The sequence below is a fragment of the Bacillus stercoris genome, assembly GCF_029772985.1.
Taxonomy (GTDB): Bacteria; Bacillota; Bacilli; order Bacillales; family Bacillaceae; genus Bacillus; species Bacillus stercoris.
Map to the genome: position 1 here is coordinate 2,780,553 of NZ_CP121861.1, position 17,274 is coordinate 2,797,826.

Genomic DNA, 17,274 nt, shown 5'->3' on the forward strand with positions numbered 1-17,274 from the left:
GAAAAGGTACAGCATATTCCGCTGTACCTTTTATGATATCGTCTGCTGAATATACGGCGGCTCCTCCTGCCCGTCCTTTTCCCTTTCTTTCTTCACCCATTGGAAAAAAATAATCGCCAAAAAAGTACCGTACACAATTTCCTGAATGATTTTCATCATGACGGCCCCGAGCTGCTGATCCTCTAACAAAGGCAGTGTATTCAACATCTCCGGTCCTGTTAATGGGACCTGCCCCATCATATCCGCAGGCACGCAAAGGCTCATTGCCTCGGCCCATGCAGACGGATCTGTATAGGTGGCGTATAACGGCGCACCGCTGAACATGATTAAGGCGCAAGCAGGTGTGAGCAGCATACCGTCCGCCATAATATACCCCAGCTTCATCAAGCCGCTGAGCTGCCGTAGACGCCCCACCTTATGAACAAGCGGCCACCACATGAAGAATGCAAGCACAAAGATAAGCCAAGTGATTAATGTATGGTAAAATGAATCGGTTTTGACAGTATCAAATATAAGCGGTACATGATATAAAGAAAAAATGCCGTTAAACAAAAGCAAAGCAATTAAGGGCTTCGTGAAAAAGGAAAAAACCGGTTTGATGGCAGGCCTGAAAATGATTTTCTCCCAGAGCCATGCAGGAATTCCAGCGATCAACAGTGGCGGTACAACCAAATACAGGACAGCCATCTGTACCATATGCGCGCTAAACATAATATGTCCGAGCAAATCAACAGGGCTTCCCTCGGCCGCATATAAAAACAGCATCGCCGACAGAAAACACGCCATCTCTTTACCAGTTATTCGATTCGGCTTTGAAAACATTCTCCTGTAAAAATAGAGATAAATCGCCGTAATGCCTAACAGGATACAAAAAAGATAAGGGCTCCACATGGCGCGAAACCCAAATATCTCCAACTGATTCATTTCTTCACCTCCGGCGGCTGTTCAAATTACCACCATATAATTGTGACAAACGCAAGCACAGTGATAAACGCGACAAACACCCCTGAATACAAAAACAATGCCGGCGCCTCATGCCCTTTTTGATTCATATGCATGAAATAATACAGCTGAAAGATGACTTGAATTGCAGCAAGCAAAATAATGAAAGGAATCGTAAACCAGCTTGCAACACCATCTGTTGCCACAGTCAGAAATGCAACAATCGTAAGACCGATCATTAAACCAAAAGACAAAACCTGATATTTCATCTCCTGGGCGTGCTTTTTTTTCTTAAATTCAAGGTCGCTGTTGATATGCCCTCTGCTTTTTTTACCGACCATGTTTATCCCACCATCCCCATTAAATATACAACGGTAAAGATGAAGACCCACACGACATCAATAAAGTGCCAATAAAGGCTGGCAACGTAAAACTTAGGCGCCGTATACAGGTTCAGCCCTCTCTTGGCATTGCGGATCATCAGCGTGCTGATCCACATCAGCCCAAACGCCACGTGGGCGCCGTGTGTACCGACAAGCGTGTAAAACGCAGAACCGAGCGCAGAGCTTGTGATGGTAAAGCCAAATTCATGGGTGTAGTGCTTAAACTCATAGATTTCCAGTCCTAAAAAGCCCGCCCCCAATAAAACCGTAATTCCCAGCCAAAGCTGCATCTTGCCGAAGGAAAAGTTCTTCATGTGGTACATCGCGTACACACTCGTTAAACTGCTCGTTAATAACAGCATTGTCGCAATGAATACAAGTGTTACGTCGAACATTTCGGTTGTAGGCGGATCACTGGCGTTTGAATTCCGAAGCGCCAGAAACGTGGCGAAGAGAGACGCAAACAGAACAGTCTCTCCGCCAAGAAAAAGCCAAAAGCCTAGAAATTTATTTTTCCCTTCCAGTGTTACTTTTTCAGGAGAAGCTGGAAAGGTTTCTGCGGTGAATTTTTCTTGAATTTGCATTATGCCTTCACCCCTTTATCATCGTTCGGCAGTTCCTCTTTATGAATATGATAGCCGTGATCATCAATGACTGAGCGGAGCAGCATCGTAATAAAGGTGATGCCGAGCCCGATAAAGATCACCGGCAAGCCCCAAGCGTAATCGCTTCTGTAGAGCAGCCCGAACGCTGCGACAAAAAGGCCGAAGGAAATGATGAGCGGCAGGATTGAGCCGTTTGGCATATGAATATCATCAACCGGTTCCGCCGGCGTCATTGATTTGTGACCTGCCTGCTTCTCGATCCAAAGCGGATCAAGTCCTCTGACAAAAGGAAGCTGTTTAAAGTTATACTCCGGCGGCGGCGAAGAAACGGCCCATTCAAGCGTACGTCCGTCATGCCATGGATCATCGCCTACATACTCGCCTTTTACCGATGTCCAAATGACATTGACCAGCAGAAGAATAACAGCTGCCGCCATAAAAAACGCCCCGATTGTACTGATCAAGTTGCCGGTTTCAAGACCCTGGCCTGGCAAAAACGTATAAACCCGGCGCGGCATCCCCATTAAACCGACAAAATGCTGAATGAAAAACGTGAGGTGAAAGCCGATAAAAAACAGTACAAATGAAATTTTCCCCATCGTCTCATGCAGAATTTTACCGAACATTTTCGGCCACCAGAAATGAACACCGGCTAATAGGCCGAATACCACGCCGCCAATGATGACGTAGTGGAAGTGCGCCACCACAAAATACGTATCATGGAACTGATAATCAGCAGCGGCCGCTGCCAGCATGACTCCCGTCACACCGCCAAGCACAAAAGATGGAATAAATGAGACAGCATACAGCATTGCGGTTGTATACTTCACATTTCCTCCCCAAATCGTCAACAGCCAGTTAAAAATCTTAATCCCGGTCGGAATCGCGATAGCCATTGTGGCAACCGCAAAAATCGCATTTGCAATCGGGCCAAGACCAGTTGTGAACATGTGGTGCACCCATACCATAAAGCCCAGAAAGCCAATGAGCACGATGGCAAAAACCATTGAAGAATAGCCAAACAAACGCTTTCTGGCGAAAACAGGGATGACCTCGGAAAAAATACCGAATGCAGGCAAAATTAGGATATAAACCTCCGGATGGCCGAAAATCCAAAATAAATGCTCCCAAATGACCGTATTCCCGCCAAGCTCGGGATTAAAGAAATTGGTTCCGAACAGCCGATCCAGCATCATAAGAGCCAATCCGACCGTAAGCGGCGGAAAGGCAAACAAGATCAATGCCGAGGCCACGAATGTCGTCCATGTAAACAAAGGCAGCCTCATGTACGTCATGCCCGGAGCCCTCATATTGATAATCGTGGCCAAAAAGTTAATCCCGGCTATCAGCGTCCCGAGCCCCGATATTTGGAGTCCGAGGACGAAAAAGTCTATGCCGTGCCCTTTTGAATGAAGCGAAAGAGAGGCATATGACGTCCAGCCCGCATCTGGCGCTCCGCCCAAAAACCAGCTTAGATTTAAGAAAATGCCTCCGAAAAAGAAGAGCCAAAAACCAAGCGCATTTAAAAATGGAAACGAAACGTCCCGAGCCCCGATCTGCAATGGCACAACCGCATTCATCAAGGCAAATAAGAGCGGCATCGCAGCCAGAAAGATCATCGTCGTTCCGTGCATAGTCATTACTTCATTGTACGCTTGAGCACTGAGAAACGCATTTTCCGGCTTTGCAAGCTGAATTCTGATAAACATCGCTTCAATTCCCCCGACAAGAAAGAAGAATCCTCCTGCCGCTAAATAAAGAATCGCGATTTTTTTATGGTCCACCGTCGTCAAATAATCCCAAAGCATAGATCCGCGCGTCCGCTTTTCTGTAAGCGCATTCAACATATGTGACCTCCCCCAATATCTCCCTTTCTTCCCTACTTGCTTTCCGCTTTTAAGCCTTTTAAGTATTCATAAAGCGCATCTGTTTCACTGTCTGAGAGCTTTGGATATGTTCCTGTCATTTTGTTCCCCGGCTTTATGCTGTCAGGATCCTTCAGCCAGGCCTTCACATTTTCTTTGTTAGCCTCTTTCACCCCTGCCACTTTTGTCCTTTCACCGAAGGTCGCCAAGTTTGGTGCCGTTCTAGCGGCTTCTGCACGCTTATCATTCGGCTCTACCGCATGGCAGCTCAGGCAGTTTTTCTCTTTAAACAGTTCTTCACCCTGCTTAGCCAAATCGCTCTCTGCTGTAGATTTATAGTTTTTCATTTCTTTTGTCCAGCCCTGAAATTCCTTTGCAGACATTGTCTTCACTTTAAAATCCATCAGCGCATGTGAAGGGCCGCAAAGCTCTGCACACTTTCCAAAAAACATATCTCCTGCCTCTTTGCTTCGTTTTGAATCAAATGTCAGGAAGAACTTATTTTCATTATCCGTATTCGTATCAAGTTTTCCTCCAACTGAAGGAATCCAGAAGGAATGTTTCACATCAGAAGCTTTTAAATTAAAATATACACGCTGGTCTGTCGGCACAATCAGCTCCTGGCTTGTGATGATGCCGTAATCAGGGTATTCAAACTCCCACCAGTATAAATTTGCCCGGACATTGACTACAAGAGCATCCTCAGCTTTGCGGCCTTTCTTATCCATTGGTGATGTGTCTGCTAGCTCCAGCGTATATAATACAACAGGGATCACAAGAATAATGAGCAGCAAAATCGGGATCACGGTCCATGTGATTTCTAAAAATTTATTCCCCTCTACCTGTTTCGGTATCGTGTTCTCACCAACCCGTGATCTTCTAAATCTCACAATCACATAAAAGAAGATAACAGATACTACTGCAACAACAACCACCATAATCAATGTGCTGAGCACTGTCAGGTCATACTGTTTATCAGCCACCTCGCCAGCAGGCTTGAGCGTGGATAAAAAAGGTTTTCCACATCCGCTTAATAGAAGCGGCACTAAGGCTAATAATAAAATAAGACGCCAATGCTTTACCATTTCACCCAACCCCTTTTCTGGTCAATACAAAGGCGGAAAGCAGATCGAAAACCATCGCCTCCAGCCTATCACCAATAAAGCACTTACATTTCCTCTTCTCTTAAATTATGAGTTTTTTTACTCAAAATGCCATCTATGTATAAAAGTAAAGCCGCCTGATTAAACAAGAGGTCAAGGCGGCATTTACTAGTTGTCATCGTTTATTTTGAAGCGATAAAACAAGCAGCATATCTATTTTTTAGAAAAGAGTTAAGACAACCATGGCAACGAAATAGATAGTCATGTAGTTAAGTGAGTATACGAACATCTGCGTTGCCCACTTCATGATATTCTTGGAGCGGAATCCCATTAAGCCAAGAATCAGCCAGCCGATATTTAACAGCAAACCGAGGATGACAATTGGAAGCCCTAGGCTACCAAGGAAAAACGGAAGCGGCATCAGGCACGCAACCCACACAATAATTTGTCTTTTTGTCACTTCAAATCCGTATACGACAGGAAGCATCGGAATATTTGCAGCTCTGTAATCCTCAGTTTTCTTAATAGCCAATGCTAAGAAGTGAGGAATCTGCCAAATAAATAAAATCATGAATAACACCCATGCTACGACACCGATATTCCCTTCCACTGCCGTCCATCCAATAAGCGGCGGCACTGCACCTGAAACGCTTCCCACTACAGTGTTAATCGTATAGCGGCGTTTCGTCCACATTGTGTACAATACAACATACGTAAAGACTCCGATAAAACCGATGACAGCAGCCATGACAGTTGTCATCAGCAGCATAATCAATCCTAAAGCAACCAGCAAAATTCCTGACCATAACGCCTGACTCGGCTGAATTTTACCCGTAACCGTAGGTCTTACTTTCGTGCGCTCCATAAGATGGTCAATATCCCGGTCATACCAGTTATTGATTGCGCATGAGCCCGCAATAATCAGAGATGAACCGATTAGTGTAAGAAGAACGGTGTTTATATTGCCTAAAAAACTTAAACCGGAAATATGTAGTGCAAGCCACATTCCAGTGAAAGTCGTGATGAGGTTAGAATTGACGATCCCTATCTTAATAAGGGACAGAAAATCTTTCCATGCCGTTGTTTCTTCAATTTGTCCGTCTATAGCTGTATCATTTAAGATTCTGGAGTTAGCCATAACGTAAACCTCCCTTACAAACCTAACGCAGGAGAATAAAAAAACCTGCAACTCTATCATACAAGATAACATCTTGTAAAAAAACATCCTATTAAATATTAAACGACAAACAGGAATTTATTTGTGAACTTTTTATGAATTTTACCAAAGATGCAGGCAATCGCCAAATTGGCATTGCGTTTACCTTATTTCTATCAGACCCGGCACGAATAATCAAGTGTACATTTTCCAGAAGCCGTCATTCTATTATATTTTTGTGAACAAAAGCCTCTGGGAATTGCCACAAAACACATATTCGCTTACACTTGGAACGTATATAAAATTGCAGCAGTATGTTGAGAAGGTGAATATTGTATGAATAAAGCATTAAAAGCTCTCGGTGTCTTGACGACATTTGTCATGCTTATTGTTTTAATCGGGGGTGCTCTCGTTACAAAAACAGGTTCCGGCCAAGGATGCGGCAGACAGTGGCCGCTGTGTCACGGCCGTTTTTTCCCTGAACTGAATCCGGCCTCAATTATTGAATGGAGCCACAGATTTGCAAGCGGGATCTCTATTATCCTTGTGTTAAGCCTTGCGTTTTGGTCATGGAGAAAAATCACGCCGATTTTCCGTGAAACAACGTTTCTCGCGATCATGTCTATTATCTTTTTATTTCTACAGGCATTGCTTGGCGCATTGGCTGTCGTATTCGGTTCGAACGCGCTGATAATGGCGCTTCACTTCGGCATCTCATTAATTTCTTTTGCTTCAGTGCTTATTTTGACATTACTCATATTTGAAGCTGATAAATCAGTCAGAAAACTGGTTAAGCCGCTTCAAATCGGCAAAAAGATGCAATTTCACATGATAGGAATTTTAATATATTCCTATATCGTTGTGTATACAGGCGCATATGTAAGACACACCGAATCAAGTCTGGCATGTCCTGATGTGCCGCTGTGCAGCCCGCTGAACAATGGACTTCCGACCCAATTCCATGAATGGGTGCAAATGGGCCACAGAGCAGCAGCCTTACTATTATTTGTATGGATTATTGTTGCCGCTGTTCATGCTATCACTTCCTATAAAGATCAAAAACAGATTTTTTGGGGATGGATCTCGTGTCTTATGTTCATCACATTACAAGCACTGTCAGGTATTATGATCGTATACACTGAACTGGCACTGGGCTTTGCACTTGCCCACTCGTTCTTTATTGCCTGTCTGTTTGGCGTTTTATGCTACTTCTTATTATTGATTGCTCGCTTCCGTTACGAATCCAGACAGTCATAAAGACTCTAGACCAAAGCCTTAAGCGGCTTTGGTCTTTTTTTATGTCTTGTTTTGGCGCTTTATTGTTTCAATGGCCAGCCTTTGTATTAGTATCACTTCATGAAAATAAACCCTTTTGACCATGGATAATCAGATAGAGCCTAGAGTAATAAAGTATCTAAAAGATCGCCGATATAAAAGCCTGTTTGATTTTGAAAAGGAAATGGCTTGTGACAGCACTACTGTATAATCTTTGAAGGCCGCTTACATCTCTTCTAAACAGTTTCACTCCGCATTTTCCATAAAAAACAAGAGTGTATATCAAATGATATACACTCTTGTTTTTTATGCTTTTTCAATTTCGAGGAGCAGATCTCCCGTTTGAATCGGCTCGCCATTTTTCACATGAACCTGCTTGACTGTTCCTGAGAAAGGGGCTTGAACCGTTGTTTCCATTTTCATCGCTTCATTAATCATCAAATGATCACCTTTATTGACTTTTGTACCTACTTCAGTCAATACCTTAATAACGGTTCCAGGCATGGAAGCTGCGATGTGGCTTGGATTTGTCCGGTCTGCTTTCAGCCTTTCCTGAACGGAAGACTTAATGCTTTCATCTTTAATGACTACTTCACGCGGCTGCCCGTTCAGTTCGAAATAAACGACGCGAGTGGCGTCAGGCTGAGGCTCACCGATTGAAATCAGCTTAACGATCAGCGTTTTGCCGCGCTCAATTTCAACTTCTATCTCTTCACCTAATGTCATGCCGTAGAAGAATGTCGGTGTATCTAATACCGAGATGTCTCCGTAGCTTTCTGTCGTTTTCACATAATCAGTGAAAACTTTAGGATAAAGGGCATACGCCACAGCGTCCTGATCTGAAATTTCCAAGTTATGCTGCTCTTTAAATTCCTGTTTGATCGCTTCAAATGATACCGGCTCAAGCAGTTCGCCCGGTCTGACTGTAATCGGCTCCTGCCCTTTTAAGATCAGCTTTTGCAGTTTTTCCGGGAATCCGCCATGAGGCTGCCCGATATTCCCTTTGAAAAGCTCCACAACAGAATCAGGGAAATCTAATGATTCGCCTTTTTCGTAAATGTCTTTTTCAGTCAGGTTGTTTTGCACCATATAGAGTGCCATATCTCCGACTACTTTTGAAGAAGGCGTTACCTTGACGATGTCACCGAACATATCGTTCACGCGTCTGTACATTTCCTTGACTTCATTCCAGCGGTCGCCAAGGCCTACTCCCTTGGCCTGCTGCTGCAGGTTGCTGTATTGGCCCCCTGGCATCTCATGCTCATAAATTTCAGTATGCGGAGACTTCATTCCGCTTTCAAATTCACTATAATATTTACGCACTGACTCCCAATATTGGGACAGCAATTCAACGTTTTGGACATTCATTTCCGGACGGCGGTTGTTGCCTTCCATCGCATGATAAAATCCGCTCGCGCTAGGCTGTGACGTTAATCCCGCCATTGAGCTGACCGCCACATCTATGATATCAACACCGGCTTCCACAGCTTTTGCATACATATAAATACCGTTTCCGCTCGTATCATGTGTATGAAGGTGAACCGGAATGTCGATCGTTTCTTTCAACGCAGAAACGAGTTCATATGCAGCCTGCGGTTTTAACAGCCCTGCCATATCTTTAATCCCGAGAATATGGGCACCGGCCGCCTCAAGCTCCTTCGCCATCGATGTATAATAAGCAAGATCGTACTTCGTCCGGTTCTTGTCAAGGATATCTCCCGTATAACAAATCGCCGCTTCTGCCACTTTGCCGGTATCCCGAACGGCATCAATGGCTAACGTCATTCCTTTTACCCAGTTTAAGCTGTCGAAAATACGGAACACATCAATGCCCGATTGAGCTGATTGCTTCACAAATTGTTTAATCACATTGTCCGGATAATTCGTATAGCCGACTGCATTTGATGAGCGAAGCAGCATCTGGAATAAGGTATTCGGCACTTCTTCACGAAGGTCTTCCAAACGTTTCCACGGATCCTCTTTTAGGAATCGGTAGGCTACATCGAAGGTCGCGCCTCCCCACATTTCCATACTGAACAGTTCAGGCCATAATGCAGCCGTTGGATTTGCGATTTTTTTCAAATCATGCGATCTGATTCTAGTTGCCAATAACGATTGGTGGGCATCCCTGAATGTCGTATCTGTTAAAAGGACAGATTTCTGCTCCTTAACCCAATTTGCAAGCCCTTCTGCACCTTTTTCATCGAGAATTTGCTTTGTTCCTCTGGCGGGCTGCTGATCAGCGTCTACCTTTACGGTTAACGGCTTGTCAAACGCCGGTTTTTCTTTTTTCCCGATTCCGGGGAAGCCGTTCACTGTCACATTGCCGATGTAAGTGAGCATTTTCGTTCCGCGGTCTTTTTGTTTAGGAAAAATAAATAATTCAGGCGTTGTGTCAATGAAAGACGTATCATATTGCCCTGTCAGGAACTTCTCATGTTTTGCAACGTTCTCAAGGAACGGAATGTTCGTTTTTATGCCTCTGATTCTAAACTCCTGAAGGTTTCGTACCATTTTGGCAGCCGCCTGTTCAAACGTTAAAGCCCAAGTTGAAAGCTTAACGAGCAGTGAATCATAGTATGGTGTGATCACGGCGCCTTGGAAGCTGTTTCCGGTATCAAGACGGACACCAAAACCGCCGCCTGAACGGTAAGCCATGATTTTTCCTGTATCAGGCATGAAATCATTTTGCGGATCCTCAGTCGTAACCCGTGACTGAATGGCATAGCCGATTGTAAAAATGTCCTTTTGCTCAGGAATATTTACTTTTTTGCTGTGAAGACTGTGCCCTTGGGCAACAAGGATCTGTGTTTGAACAATATCGACACCCGTAATCATTTCTGTTATCGTGTGTTCAACTTGTACGCGAGGATTTACTTCAATAAAGTAGAACTCGTTGTTTGCAACAAGGAATTCGACCGTACCCGCATTTATATAGTTTACATTTTTCGCAAGCGCAACAGCCGCCTCACAAATTTGATCCCTTAATTCAGGTGACAGCGATACACTTGGCGCCACTTCAATGACCTTTTGGTGGCGTCGTTGAACGGAACAATCCCTTTCAAAAAGATGGACGACATTGCCCTGCTTGTCTCCAATCACCTGAACTTCAATATGTTTTGGATTTTCAATTAATTTTTCTACATAAACTTCATCATTGCCAAAGGCTGCTTTCGCCTCTGATTTTGCACGTTCATATGCTTCTTTGACTTCACTTTCAGCTCTGACAATCCGCATACCGCGGCCGCCGCCGCCAAGCGAGGCTTTAATGATAATCGGATAACCGTTAGCTTGTCCAAATTGTTCAACAGCTTCAAGCGTTTCTGCAGGACCGTCGCTTCCGGGAATCACGGGGATTCCGGCTTTTTCTGCCTGCTCACGCGCTTTTACCTTGTCACCAAACATATCGAGATGCTCGGATTTTGGACCAATGAATACGATGCCTTCTTCTTCACATCGTCTCGCAAAATGAATATTTTCAGATAAGAAACCGTATCCCGGATGAATTGCATCGACTTTGTTTCTTTTCGCAATATCAATGATCCCTTCAATATCCAGGTAAGCATCAATCGGTTTTTTCCCTTCACCGACTAAGTATGCTTCATCCGCTTTGTACCGATGGTAGGAACCGGAATCTTCTTTTGAATAGACCGCAACTGTACGAATATTCAACTCGGTACACGCCCGGAATATTCGGATTGCAATTTCTCCCCTGTTTGCTACTAATACTTTTTGTATCGATTGCTGAGACAAACTTTTTTCCCCCTTACCCGAATGGAATATAATCTATCATAGCGGAATATCCTTCCCCTGTACACACTTGTTTTTTACTGATAAACAGTTTTTTTAAGCTGTTTCTTTTTCAGTCCCTTCGTCGCCAAGGGTTCTCTCTTTTTCTTATTCTCTGAATATTTTACAAACATGCTGATATTCGCTAATATCCCCATACTCCCCAGCAGCAGCACCAAAGAAGAGCCCCCGTAACTGATAAATGGCAGGGTAACCCCTGTAATCGGAATTAATCCGCTGACACCGCCAAGGTTAATAAACGACTGGATGGCAATCATGCTTGAAATGCCGATCGCTAGAAGACTTCCAAACGGGTCCTCGCATTTTCTGGCAATATAAAAACCTTTTATGACGACAAAACCCAATAAGAAAATCACAAACAATACCCCAAAAATGCCGAGCTCTTCAGCAATGACAGCCATAATAAAGTCAGTGTGTGATTCAGGCAGATATCCGTATTTTTGGATACTTTCACCGAGCCCCAGACCGAAAATGCCGCCTGAGCCGATCGCATAATAAGAATTGATCACTTGCAAACCTGATGAATTTGCATACTTAAATGGGTCTTCAAGACTCTCAAAACGCGCTAAACGGCCTTCAGTTAAAATTTTATCCTGATTCAAATAGATAATCGGGCTGACTAAAATCAAAACAATTCCGCCCAGTATGACAAGCCTCATCAGTGTCTTTCCGCTGAAGCCGGAGCACAAGATCATGCACGTCGCAATCAGCCCGATAATCATGGCTGTACCGAAATCTGGCTGCATGGCAATTAACCCGCAAATCACAAGCGTCATGACTACCGGAGGGGCTACTCCCGTTAACAGATGGTCGATATAACTTTGTTTTTTTGCATATACGGCTGCAAGATATAAAATCACGACCAGTTTCACAAATTCCCCCGGCTGGATACTCATTCCGCCAATTTTAAACCAGCTCTGCGCGTTTCCGGCAACATGCCCGAAAACAAACAGTGAGATAAGCGCAAGAACAGATACAAGCAGTATCCCCTTCTGAAACTTTTGATGGGCCAGTGCTTTATAAGGAAACAACGCCATGAGAATAAATAGAGCGCCACCCGCAATTAAAGCAAACAGCTGCCGCATGAAGAAAAAATTACTGCTTACTCCATACCGGGAGACAGCCGTAATCATGCTTGAGCTGTATACCATCACTAAACCGAATCCGCACAGTAAAACAATTGCGAATATCAGTGAGTAATCATAAGATTTTAGCATTTTTTTTAACATAACATCCTCTTCCCTGCTTCTAACTATCCATTAACTATGGTTTTTATGTATTTATCTTTTTTATTTTACTACAATTTATCAAACGAGACGAAGAATCTCTATACGATTCGGAAGGAATGTGTAAAAAAAGACCGTCTTTAAGAGAGAAAAATAGCGGTTATAAAAAAACCCAAACTGTTAATAAGTTTGAGTTTTATCATTTATTTACTTGTAAACGCGTCATGCAATGCAGACAATTCACGTTCCAATGTGTATAAAAGGTCTTTACCGTCTTTTTCATCAACCAATCCCAGGCGGACAGCAAAATCGATTTCCCTCGAAAGCCCGAACATTTGAGTATCTAAGACCTCTTCATATAGAGGACATTGAGGCATCGTTAAGTTATCCATTTGTACTCGGATCAGCTTCAAAATCTTCTCAGCGTCAACTTTTAAGAGTTCAAAAGCTTTTTGCCGATGGTCAACTATCATCTCTGAAGCCAAAAGTATCCCTCCGTTCCCCAGGCGAGTACCTAATTCTTCTATTTATCATAAAGGGTATCAGCAGAAAATGCAAGAGGATTTAAGCAGATGACATAAATTAAAAAATACTCAGCCTGTACATCTCAGACATGATTTCCAAAAGCTTTACACCTGCAATGCTGTTGCCTTTTTCGTCCAATGCCGGACCGAAAATACCGATCCCGAAATCATAAGGTGAAATGCCCATAATCCCGCCGGATACGCCGCTTTTCGCAGGGATTCCGACCTTAATTGCGAATTCCCCGCTTGCATTGTACATTCCGCACGTCACCATAAATGTTTTGCAAATTCTTGCGACATCTTTTGAGATGACCTGCTCCCCAGTCTCAGGATTTCTGCCATTCAATGCAAATACAGATCCGATTTTCGCTAAATCCAAGCTGCTCATCTCAATCGCGCATTGCTTCGTGTATAAATCCATTACTGCTTCTACATCATCCTCAAAAATGCCGTACTGCTTCATATAATAACACATTGCCCGATTAATCATTGAAGTGCTGTATTCGGATTCAGCCACTTCCCGGCAGTATGTAATCTCTTGGTTGTTTGTCAGCCTTCTAATAAAAGATAGCAAATAATCAAGTCTCTCTTTCACCGTTCTTCCTCTAATCAAACTTGTCACTACCAATGCCCCGGCATTAATCATAGGGTTTAACGGCTTGCTCGGATTTACTGTTTCCAGCTTGATAATTGAATTAAACGGATCACCGGTCGGCTCCTGTCCAACATAACTGAAGACCTTATCTTTGCCGTATTCCATTAACACCAAAGCAAGTGCAAGGACTTTCGATATACTTTGAAGCGTAAATGTTTTTTCTACGTCACCTGCTGACAGGCAAACATTATTGGAATAATAAATCGCCACTGACAGATCGTGTTTATCAGCTTTTGCCAAGGCAGGAATATAACTGGCTACCTCCCCCTTGTCCGTTACTTTTTTCGCCTTTTTCACTAAGGCTTCAAGCTCATCATTATGCCGGCATACCATGCAAACACCCTCGTTCCCTCAGCATTTCAATATACATAATTTGTACACAAAGTGACAATTCATGCGAAAACTTTTATAATTTTGAGAGAAGGGGGTCATATTATGAGCGTTATCCAAGTAAAAGGCAATGTTACATATCCGATTACCATTGATCCAAGCGTCTGGATTTTTGATGATCGCAAATTTTCGTTTGACCGCAAAGGGGGCAGTCAAGACACATTACAATCTACCGGGGATGAATCCGAGCTTGATTCAGAGCGCGTCATCAGAGAGGGCCGGATTGCGCCGCCGACTTTAAAGACAGAAAAACAATACGAGAAGCAAAAACTGATGAACGGCAGTTTTGCAATGAGACTTGGGACTGTGCTGAAAAATGCCGAGCCGAACAGCTCTGCGACACAATGTGTATTTGTCACAAGTTCAGGAAAGGCCGCCGTTTCTCTGGAAACCGCTTTGAACAGTATTGTCCATTTCAGTGAGGCAGGTAAGCCGATTCAAGAAGGCGGCCCCGTGCATATTTACTTTGAAGATCCGGTTCATCATAAACAGCCGATTACCGATTTAAAAGAAATCGAAATCATTTAATGTTACAGCAAGTCAGCGGCAAGCTGGGCGAGACCTGATCTCTCACCTTTTAACAGCTTCACGCTGCCTGAGATGGGTTGTCCTTTAAACCGCTCGACCACATAGGCCAAACCATTGTTCAGACTGTCTAAATATGGGTGATCAATTTGTTCAGGATCGCCCATTAAGACTATTTTACTGCCCTCACCGACCCTCGTTAGCAATGTTTTTACCTCATGCCTGGTCAAATTTTGCGCTTCATCAATGATAATAAATTGATCTGGAATGCTTCTCCCTCTGATATAAGTCAGCGCCTCTACCTGAATTGAGCCAATTCCCGCCAAAATAGCCTCAAGCTCCCCTGGTTTTTTCGCATTGAACAGAAACTCCAAGTTGTCAAAAATTGGCTGCATCCAAGGCTTTAGCTTTTCCTCTTTTTCGCCTGGCAAATACCCGATGTCTTTGCCAACAGGTACAATTGGCCTTGCGACGACCAGCTTTTTATATATCCCCAAGTCTTCTGTCTGTAATAGCCCTGCCGCCAAGGCTAAGAGCGTCTTTCCGGTCCCCGCTTTTCCGATCAGGGTAACCAGCGGAATATCTTCCCGCAGCAAAAGCTCTAACGCCATTGTCTGCTGTACATTTTTCGGCCTGATCCCCCATATATGTTCATCATCAAATACGAGTCTTTTTAATACCGTTCCGGTTTTATCTGCAATCCCGACAGCCGAGGAGGACCCTCCCAGCTCATCCTTCATTAAAGCAAATTGATTCGGATAAAACGCATGCTGCTTCACATCGTTTACAGAAATTTGGTTTTTCCCGTAAAAAGAGCTGAACAGCTGCTGGCTGATATATATATCTTTATAGCCGCTGTACATTTCATCATTGTCCACAACCCTGTCATTTAAGAAATCTTCGGCAAGAAGTCCAATTGCGTCCGCTTTAACCCTAACAAGTACATCCTTGCTGACGAGGATAACCGGCCTGCCATTTTCCTTTGTTTCTTCCTCTAGGCTTAGATTTTTCGCAACAGCTAATATGCGATTATCGTTCGTCTTTTCAATAAAGATCTCTTGCAGCTGGTGAAACGAACGATGATTCAGTTCAATTCTCAGTGTGCCACCAGTGTCAAGCGGCACATGCTCATGCAGCCTGCCTTTTTGCCTTAGCGCATCGATCAGCTTAGATACATGCCTCGCATTCCTCCCAACTTCGTCCATATACCGTTTTTTTGAATCAACCTCTTCTAATACGACAGCAGGGATGACAACCTCGTTTTCTTCAAAAGAAAATATCGCGTTAGGATCCTGTAATAACACATTCGTATCTAACACATAAATTTTACTCAAGTCTCAGCCTCCTGATATAAGGGTCAAAGTTCTTCCTGCTTCTCTTTTGATGAAAAAGGTGAATGCCTGCTAAAATATATGTTTTTGTGCATAAAGATAGAAGGTTAATTCAACAATAAAATTAATGAAAGCATTTCAAGGAGGGACCCGCAAGTGCGAATTCTTTTCATTATCATACAGCTGACGCTTATCCTGTCCGCTTGTGCCTATCAACAAGGTAAACAGGACCAGAATGTTGAAAAGGAATCAACAAGACAGCAGGAGACTAAACCGATTCATGTAAAGGACACAACTCAGGAAACAAAAGACAATGGAACTAGAGCGGATATAGCCAAGCATCTGGTCAGCGTTGCTGATAGAAACCCCGACGTCAAGGATGCAACAGCTGTTGTGCTGGGAGGTTATGCTGTTGTTGGGATTGATGTCGATGACACTTTGGACAGAAGCAAAGTGGAAACCATCAAATACTCTGTAGCACAGGCTCTAAAAAATGATCGATATGGCGCCAACGCAGTTGTTATTGCAGATCCCGATACGGTCAGCCGCCTGCGTGAAATGAGCAGAGAAATCAGTGAGGGCCATCCGGTAACAGGCATACTGGATGAATTAGCTGCGATTGTCGGCAGAGTGCTTCCCGAAGTGCCTAACGATGTGATTGACAATGAAGACGAGCCGCAAACAAAGCAGCAAAATGATCAATTAAATAGAAAACAGCAGCAGGAAATGGAGAAGGAACAAAACGATCAATCAGATCATCATATGAAAAAGAACAACAATGATTAAGCTATAGCCTTGCGCTTTAGCTTTTTCTTATTTTGGACAGCTTCTGATCCGTGCTATAATACATGTTAGTGAAAGAGGTGATATGATGAGGGTCAAATGTTCTATTTGCGATAAAATTGAAACAATTGATGATGATACCCTGATCGCGAAACGGCTTCGAAACCGCCCGATCCATACATATATGTGCCAGGAATGCCACGATCGGATTGCCAAAAAAACAGAAGAACGGCTGAAAACGGGAAAATTTACGTTTCACCCGGGACAGCAGAAAAAAGAAAAAGTCAAAAAATAAAGCGGCCGCTTAACATACAGAACAAAAAAAGACTCAGCTGAAAGCTGAGTCTTTTATGATTTTGCAGACTGTCCCTTTTTCGACTGATACAGCCGAATTTTGTAAATGATTAAAATCAGCGCAGCGACAACCAATCCTTCTGCCACGGGCAAAAACACTCCTAAAAAAGTCAAAACAGTGCAGCCTAAAGCAAGAAATACATACACCACCGCTGATTTTAACACAGGAAGCCGTTTAGCAAATCCAAGCTTAAATACAATAACGGCCAACACAAAAATCGTGCCGTACAGCAGCCACATGCCTGCCGCAGGCTGCCGGTCTACTTGATATAGAGCGGCGAAGAACGACAGGCGTTCGCTTACGTCATTCAAAAAGATTCCCTCCCCTGTAAACGTACGGGTTCTAT

At 43.6% G+C, this 17,274-nt stretch carries 16 protein-coding genes; 4 read left to right on the forward strand and 12 right to left on the reverse strand.

Annotated features, from left to right (window positions below; translation table 11 throughout):
* Positions 1–30 precede the first annotated feature (30 nt).
* The 6 genes from ctaG to cyoE form a co-directional block, all read right to left on the reverse strand.
* The gene (gene ctaG / locus QA442_RS14430; protein WP_095431250.1) at positions 31–924 is read right to left on the reverse strand and encodes a cytochrome c oxidase assembly factor CtaG; all 894 of its coding nucleotides are present in this window, start codon (positions 922–924) and stop codon (positions 31–33) included.
* Between the two features lie 26 nt (positions 925–950).
* Positions 951–1,283 (reverse strand): cytochrome c oxidase subunit IVB, encoded by a 333-nt coding sequence (gene ctaF / locus QA442_RS14435; protein WP_014663862.1) that lies wholly within the window; start codon positions 1,281–1,283, stop codon positions 951–953.
* Positions 1,284–1,285: 2 nt separating this feature from the next.
* Positions 1,286–1,909 (reverse strand): cytochrome c oxidase subunit III, encoded by a 624-nt coding sequence (gene ctaE, locus QA442_RS14440; RefSeq protein WP_014663861.1) that lies wholly within the window; start codon positions 1,907–1,909, stop codon positions 1,286–1,288.
* Entirely contained in the window at positions 1,909–3,777 is a 1,869-nt protein-coding gene (gene ctaD / locus QA442_RS14445) for a cytochrome c oxidase subunit I (protein ID WP_014663860.1), read from the reverse strand. Before ctaD ends, ctaE begins: the two co-directional genes overlap by 1 nt.
* Positions 3,778–3,809: 32 nt before the next feature.
* Positions 3,810–4,880, reverse strand: coding sequence for a cytochrome c oxidase subunit II (gene coxB / locus QA442_RS14450; protein WP_014663859.1), 1,071 nt, complete (start codon positions 4,878–4,880; stop codon positions 3,810–3,812).
* Positions 4,881–5,118: 238 nt separating this feature from the next.
* Positions 5,119–6,036 carry a heme o synthase gene (gene cyoE, locus QA442_RS14455; protein ID WP_003232250.1) on the reverse strand — a complete coding sequence of 306 codons (918 nt, stop codon included), beginning with the start codon at positions 6,034–6,036 and terminating at the stop codon, positions 5,119–5,121.
* A 354-nt stretch (positions 6,037–6,390) separates the two neighbouring features.
* Between cyoE and ctaA the strand changes: the two genes are divergently transcribed.
* Entirely contained in the window at positions 6,391–7,311 is a 921-nt protein-coding gene (gene ctaA / locus QA442_RS14460) for a heme A synthase CtaA (RefSeq protein ID WP_069838814.1), read from the forward strand.
* Between the two features lie 324 nt (positions 7,312–7,635).
* Here the strand turns inward: ctaA and pyc are convergent, their stop codons facing one another.
* The 4 genes from pyc to glsA form a co-directional block, all read right to left on the reverse strand.
* Complete coding sequence (gene pyc / locus QA442_RS14465; RefSeq protein ID WP_095431382.1) at positions 7,636–11,082, reverse strand: pyruvate carboxylase; 3,447 nt, start codon at positions 11,080–11,082, stop codon at positions 7,636–7,638.
* A 74-nt stretch (positions 11,083–11,156) separates the two neighbouring features.
* Positions 11,157–12,368 carry a cell division protein FtsW gene (gene ftsW / locus QA442_RS14470; protein ID WP_014663854.1) on the reverse strand — a complete coding sequence of 404 codons (1,212 nt, stop codon included), beginning with the start codon at positions 12,366–12,368 and terminating at the stop codon, positions 11,157–11,159.
* A 200-nt stretch (positions 12,369–12,568) separates the two neighbouring features.
* A complete protein-coding gene (locus QA442_RS14475) occupies positions 12,569–12,850 on the reverse strand; it encodes an Fpa/YlaN family protein (RefSeq protein ID WP_014663853.1) in 282 nt (93 codons plus the stop codon).
* A 97-nt stretch (positions 12,851–12,947) separates the two neighbouring features.
* Positions 12,948–13,877, reverse strand: coding sequence for a glutaminase A (gene glsA / locus QA442_RS14480; RefSeq protein WP_014663852.1), 930 nt, complete (start codon positions 13,875–13,877; stop codon positions 12,948–12,950).
* Between the two features lie 102 nt (positions 13,878–13,979).
* Between glsA and QA442_RS14485 the strand changes: the two genes are divergently transcribed.
* Positions 13,980–14,462, forward strand: a complete 483-nt coding sequence (locus QA442_RS14485; protein ID WP_095431383.1) for a hypothetical protein — start codon at positions 13,980–13,982, stop codon at positions 14,460–14,462.
* A 2-nt stretch (positions 14,463–14,464) separates the two neighbouring features.
* Here the strand turns inward: QA442_RS14485 and QA442_RS14490 are convergent, their stop codons facing one another.
* Complete coding sequence (locus QA442_RS14490) at positions 14,465–15,793, reverse strand: PhoH family protein (protein WP_014663850.1); 1,329 nt, start codon at positions 15,791–15,793, stop codon at positions 14,465–14,467.
* A 153-nt stretch (positions 15,794–15,946) separates the two neighbouring features.
* Between QA442_RS14490 and QA442_RS14495 the strand changes: the two genes are divergently transcribed.
* On the forward strand, positions 15,947–16,576 hold the full coding sequence (locus QA442_RS14495) for a YhcN/YlaJ family sporulation lipoprotein (protein ID WP_014663849.1): 630 nt from the start codon (positions 15,947–15,949) through the stop codon (positions 16,574–16,576).
* An 82-nt stretch (positions 16,577–16,658) separates the two neighbouring features.
* Entirely contained in the window at positions 16,659–16,868 is a 210-nt protein-coding gene (locus QA442_RS14500) for a YlaI family protein (RefSeq protein ID WP_003232271.1), read from the forward strand.
* A 53-nt stretch (positions 16,869–16,921) separates the two neighbouring features.
* Here the strand turns inward: QA442_RS14500 and QA442_RS14505 are convergent, their stop codons facing one another.
* Positions 16,922–17,239, reverse strand: coding sequence for a YlaH-like family protein (locus tag QA442_RS14505; protein ID WP_003232274.1), 318 nt, complete (start codon positions 17,237–17,239; stop codon positions 16,922–16,924).
* Positions 17,240–17,274: the final 35 nt, after the last annotated feature.

What these genes read in the sequence shown, in the direction of transcription:
- ftsW (WP_014663854.1), bottom strand. Translation starts at nt 12,368, where the DNA reads ATGTTAAAAAAAATGCTAAAATCTTATGATTACTCACTGATATTCGCA.
- QA442_RS14485 (WP_095431383.1), top strand. Translation starts at nt 13,980, where the DNA reads ATGAGCGTTATCCAAGTAAAAGGCAATGTTACATATCCGATTACCATT.
- ctaF (WP_014663862.1), bottom strand. Translation starts at nt 1,283, where the DNA reads ATGGTCGGTAAAAAAAGCAGAGGGCATATCAACAGCGACCTTGAATTT.
- ctaA (WP_069838814.1), top strand. Translation starts at nt 6,391, where the DNA reads ATGAATAAAGCATTAAAAGCTCTCGGTGTCTTGACGACATTTGTCATG.
- coxB (WP_014663859.1), bottom strand. Translation starts at nt 4,880, where the DNA reads ATGGTAAAGCATTGGCGTCTTATTTTATTATTAGCCTTAGTGCCGCTT.
- ctaD (WP_014663860.1), bottom strand. Translation starts at nt 3,777, where the DNA reads ATGTTGAATGCGCTTACAGAAAAGCGGACGCGCGGATCTATGCTTTGG.
- glsA (WP_014663852.1), bottom strand. Translation starts at nt 13,877, where the DNA reads ATGGTATGCCGGCATAATGATGAGCTTGAAGCCTTAGTGAAAAAGGCG.
- cyoE (WP_003232250.1), bottom strand. Translation starts at nt 6,036, where the DNA reads ATGGCTAACTCCAGAATCTTAAATGATACAGCTATAGACGGACAAATT.
- ctaE (WP_014663861.1), bottom strand. Translation starts at nt 1,909, where the DNA reads ATGCAAATTCAAGAAAAATTCACCGCAGAAACCTTTCCAGCTTCTCCT.
- QA442_RS14500 (WP_003232271.1), top strand. Translation starts at nt 16,659, where the DNA reads ATGATGAGGGTCAAATGTTCTATTTGCGATAAAATTGAAACAATTGAT.
- ctaG (WP_095431250.1), bottom strand. Translation starts at nt 924, where the DNA reads ATGAATCAGTTGGAGATATTTGGGTTTCGCGCCATGTGGAGCCCTTAT.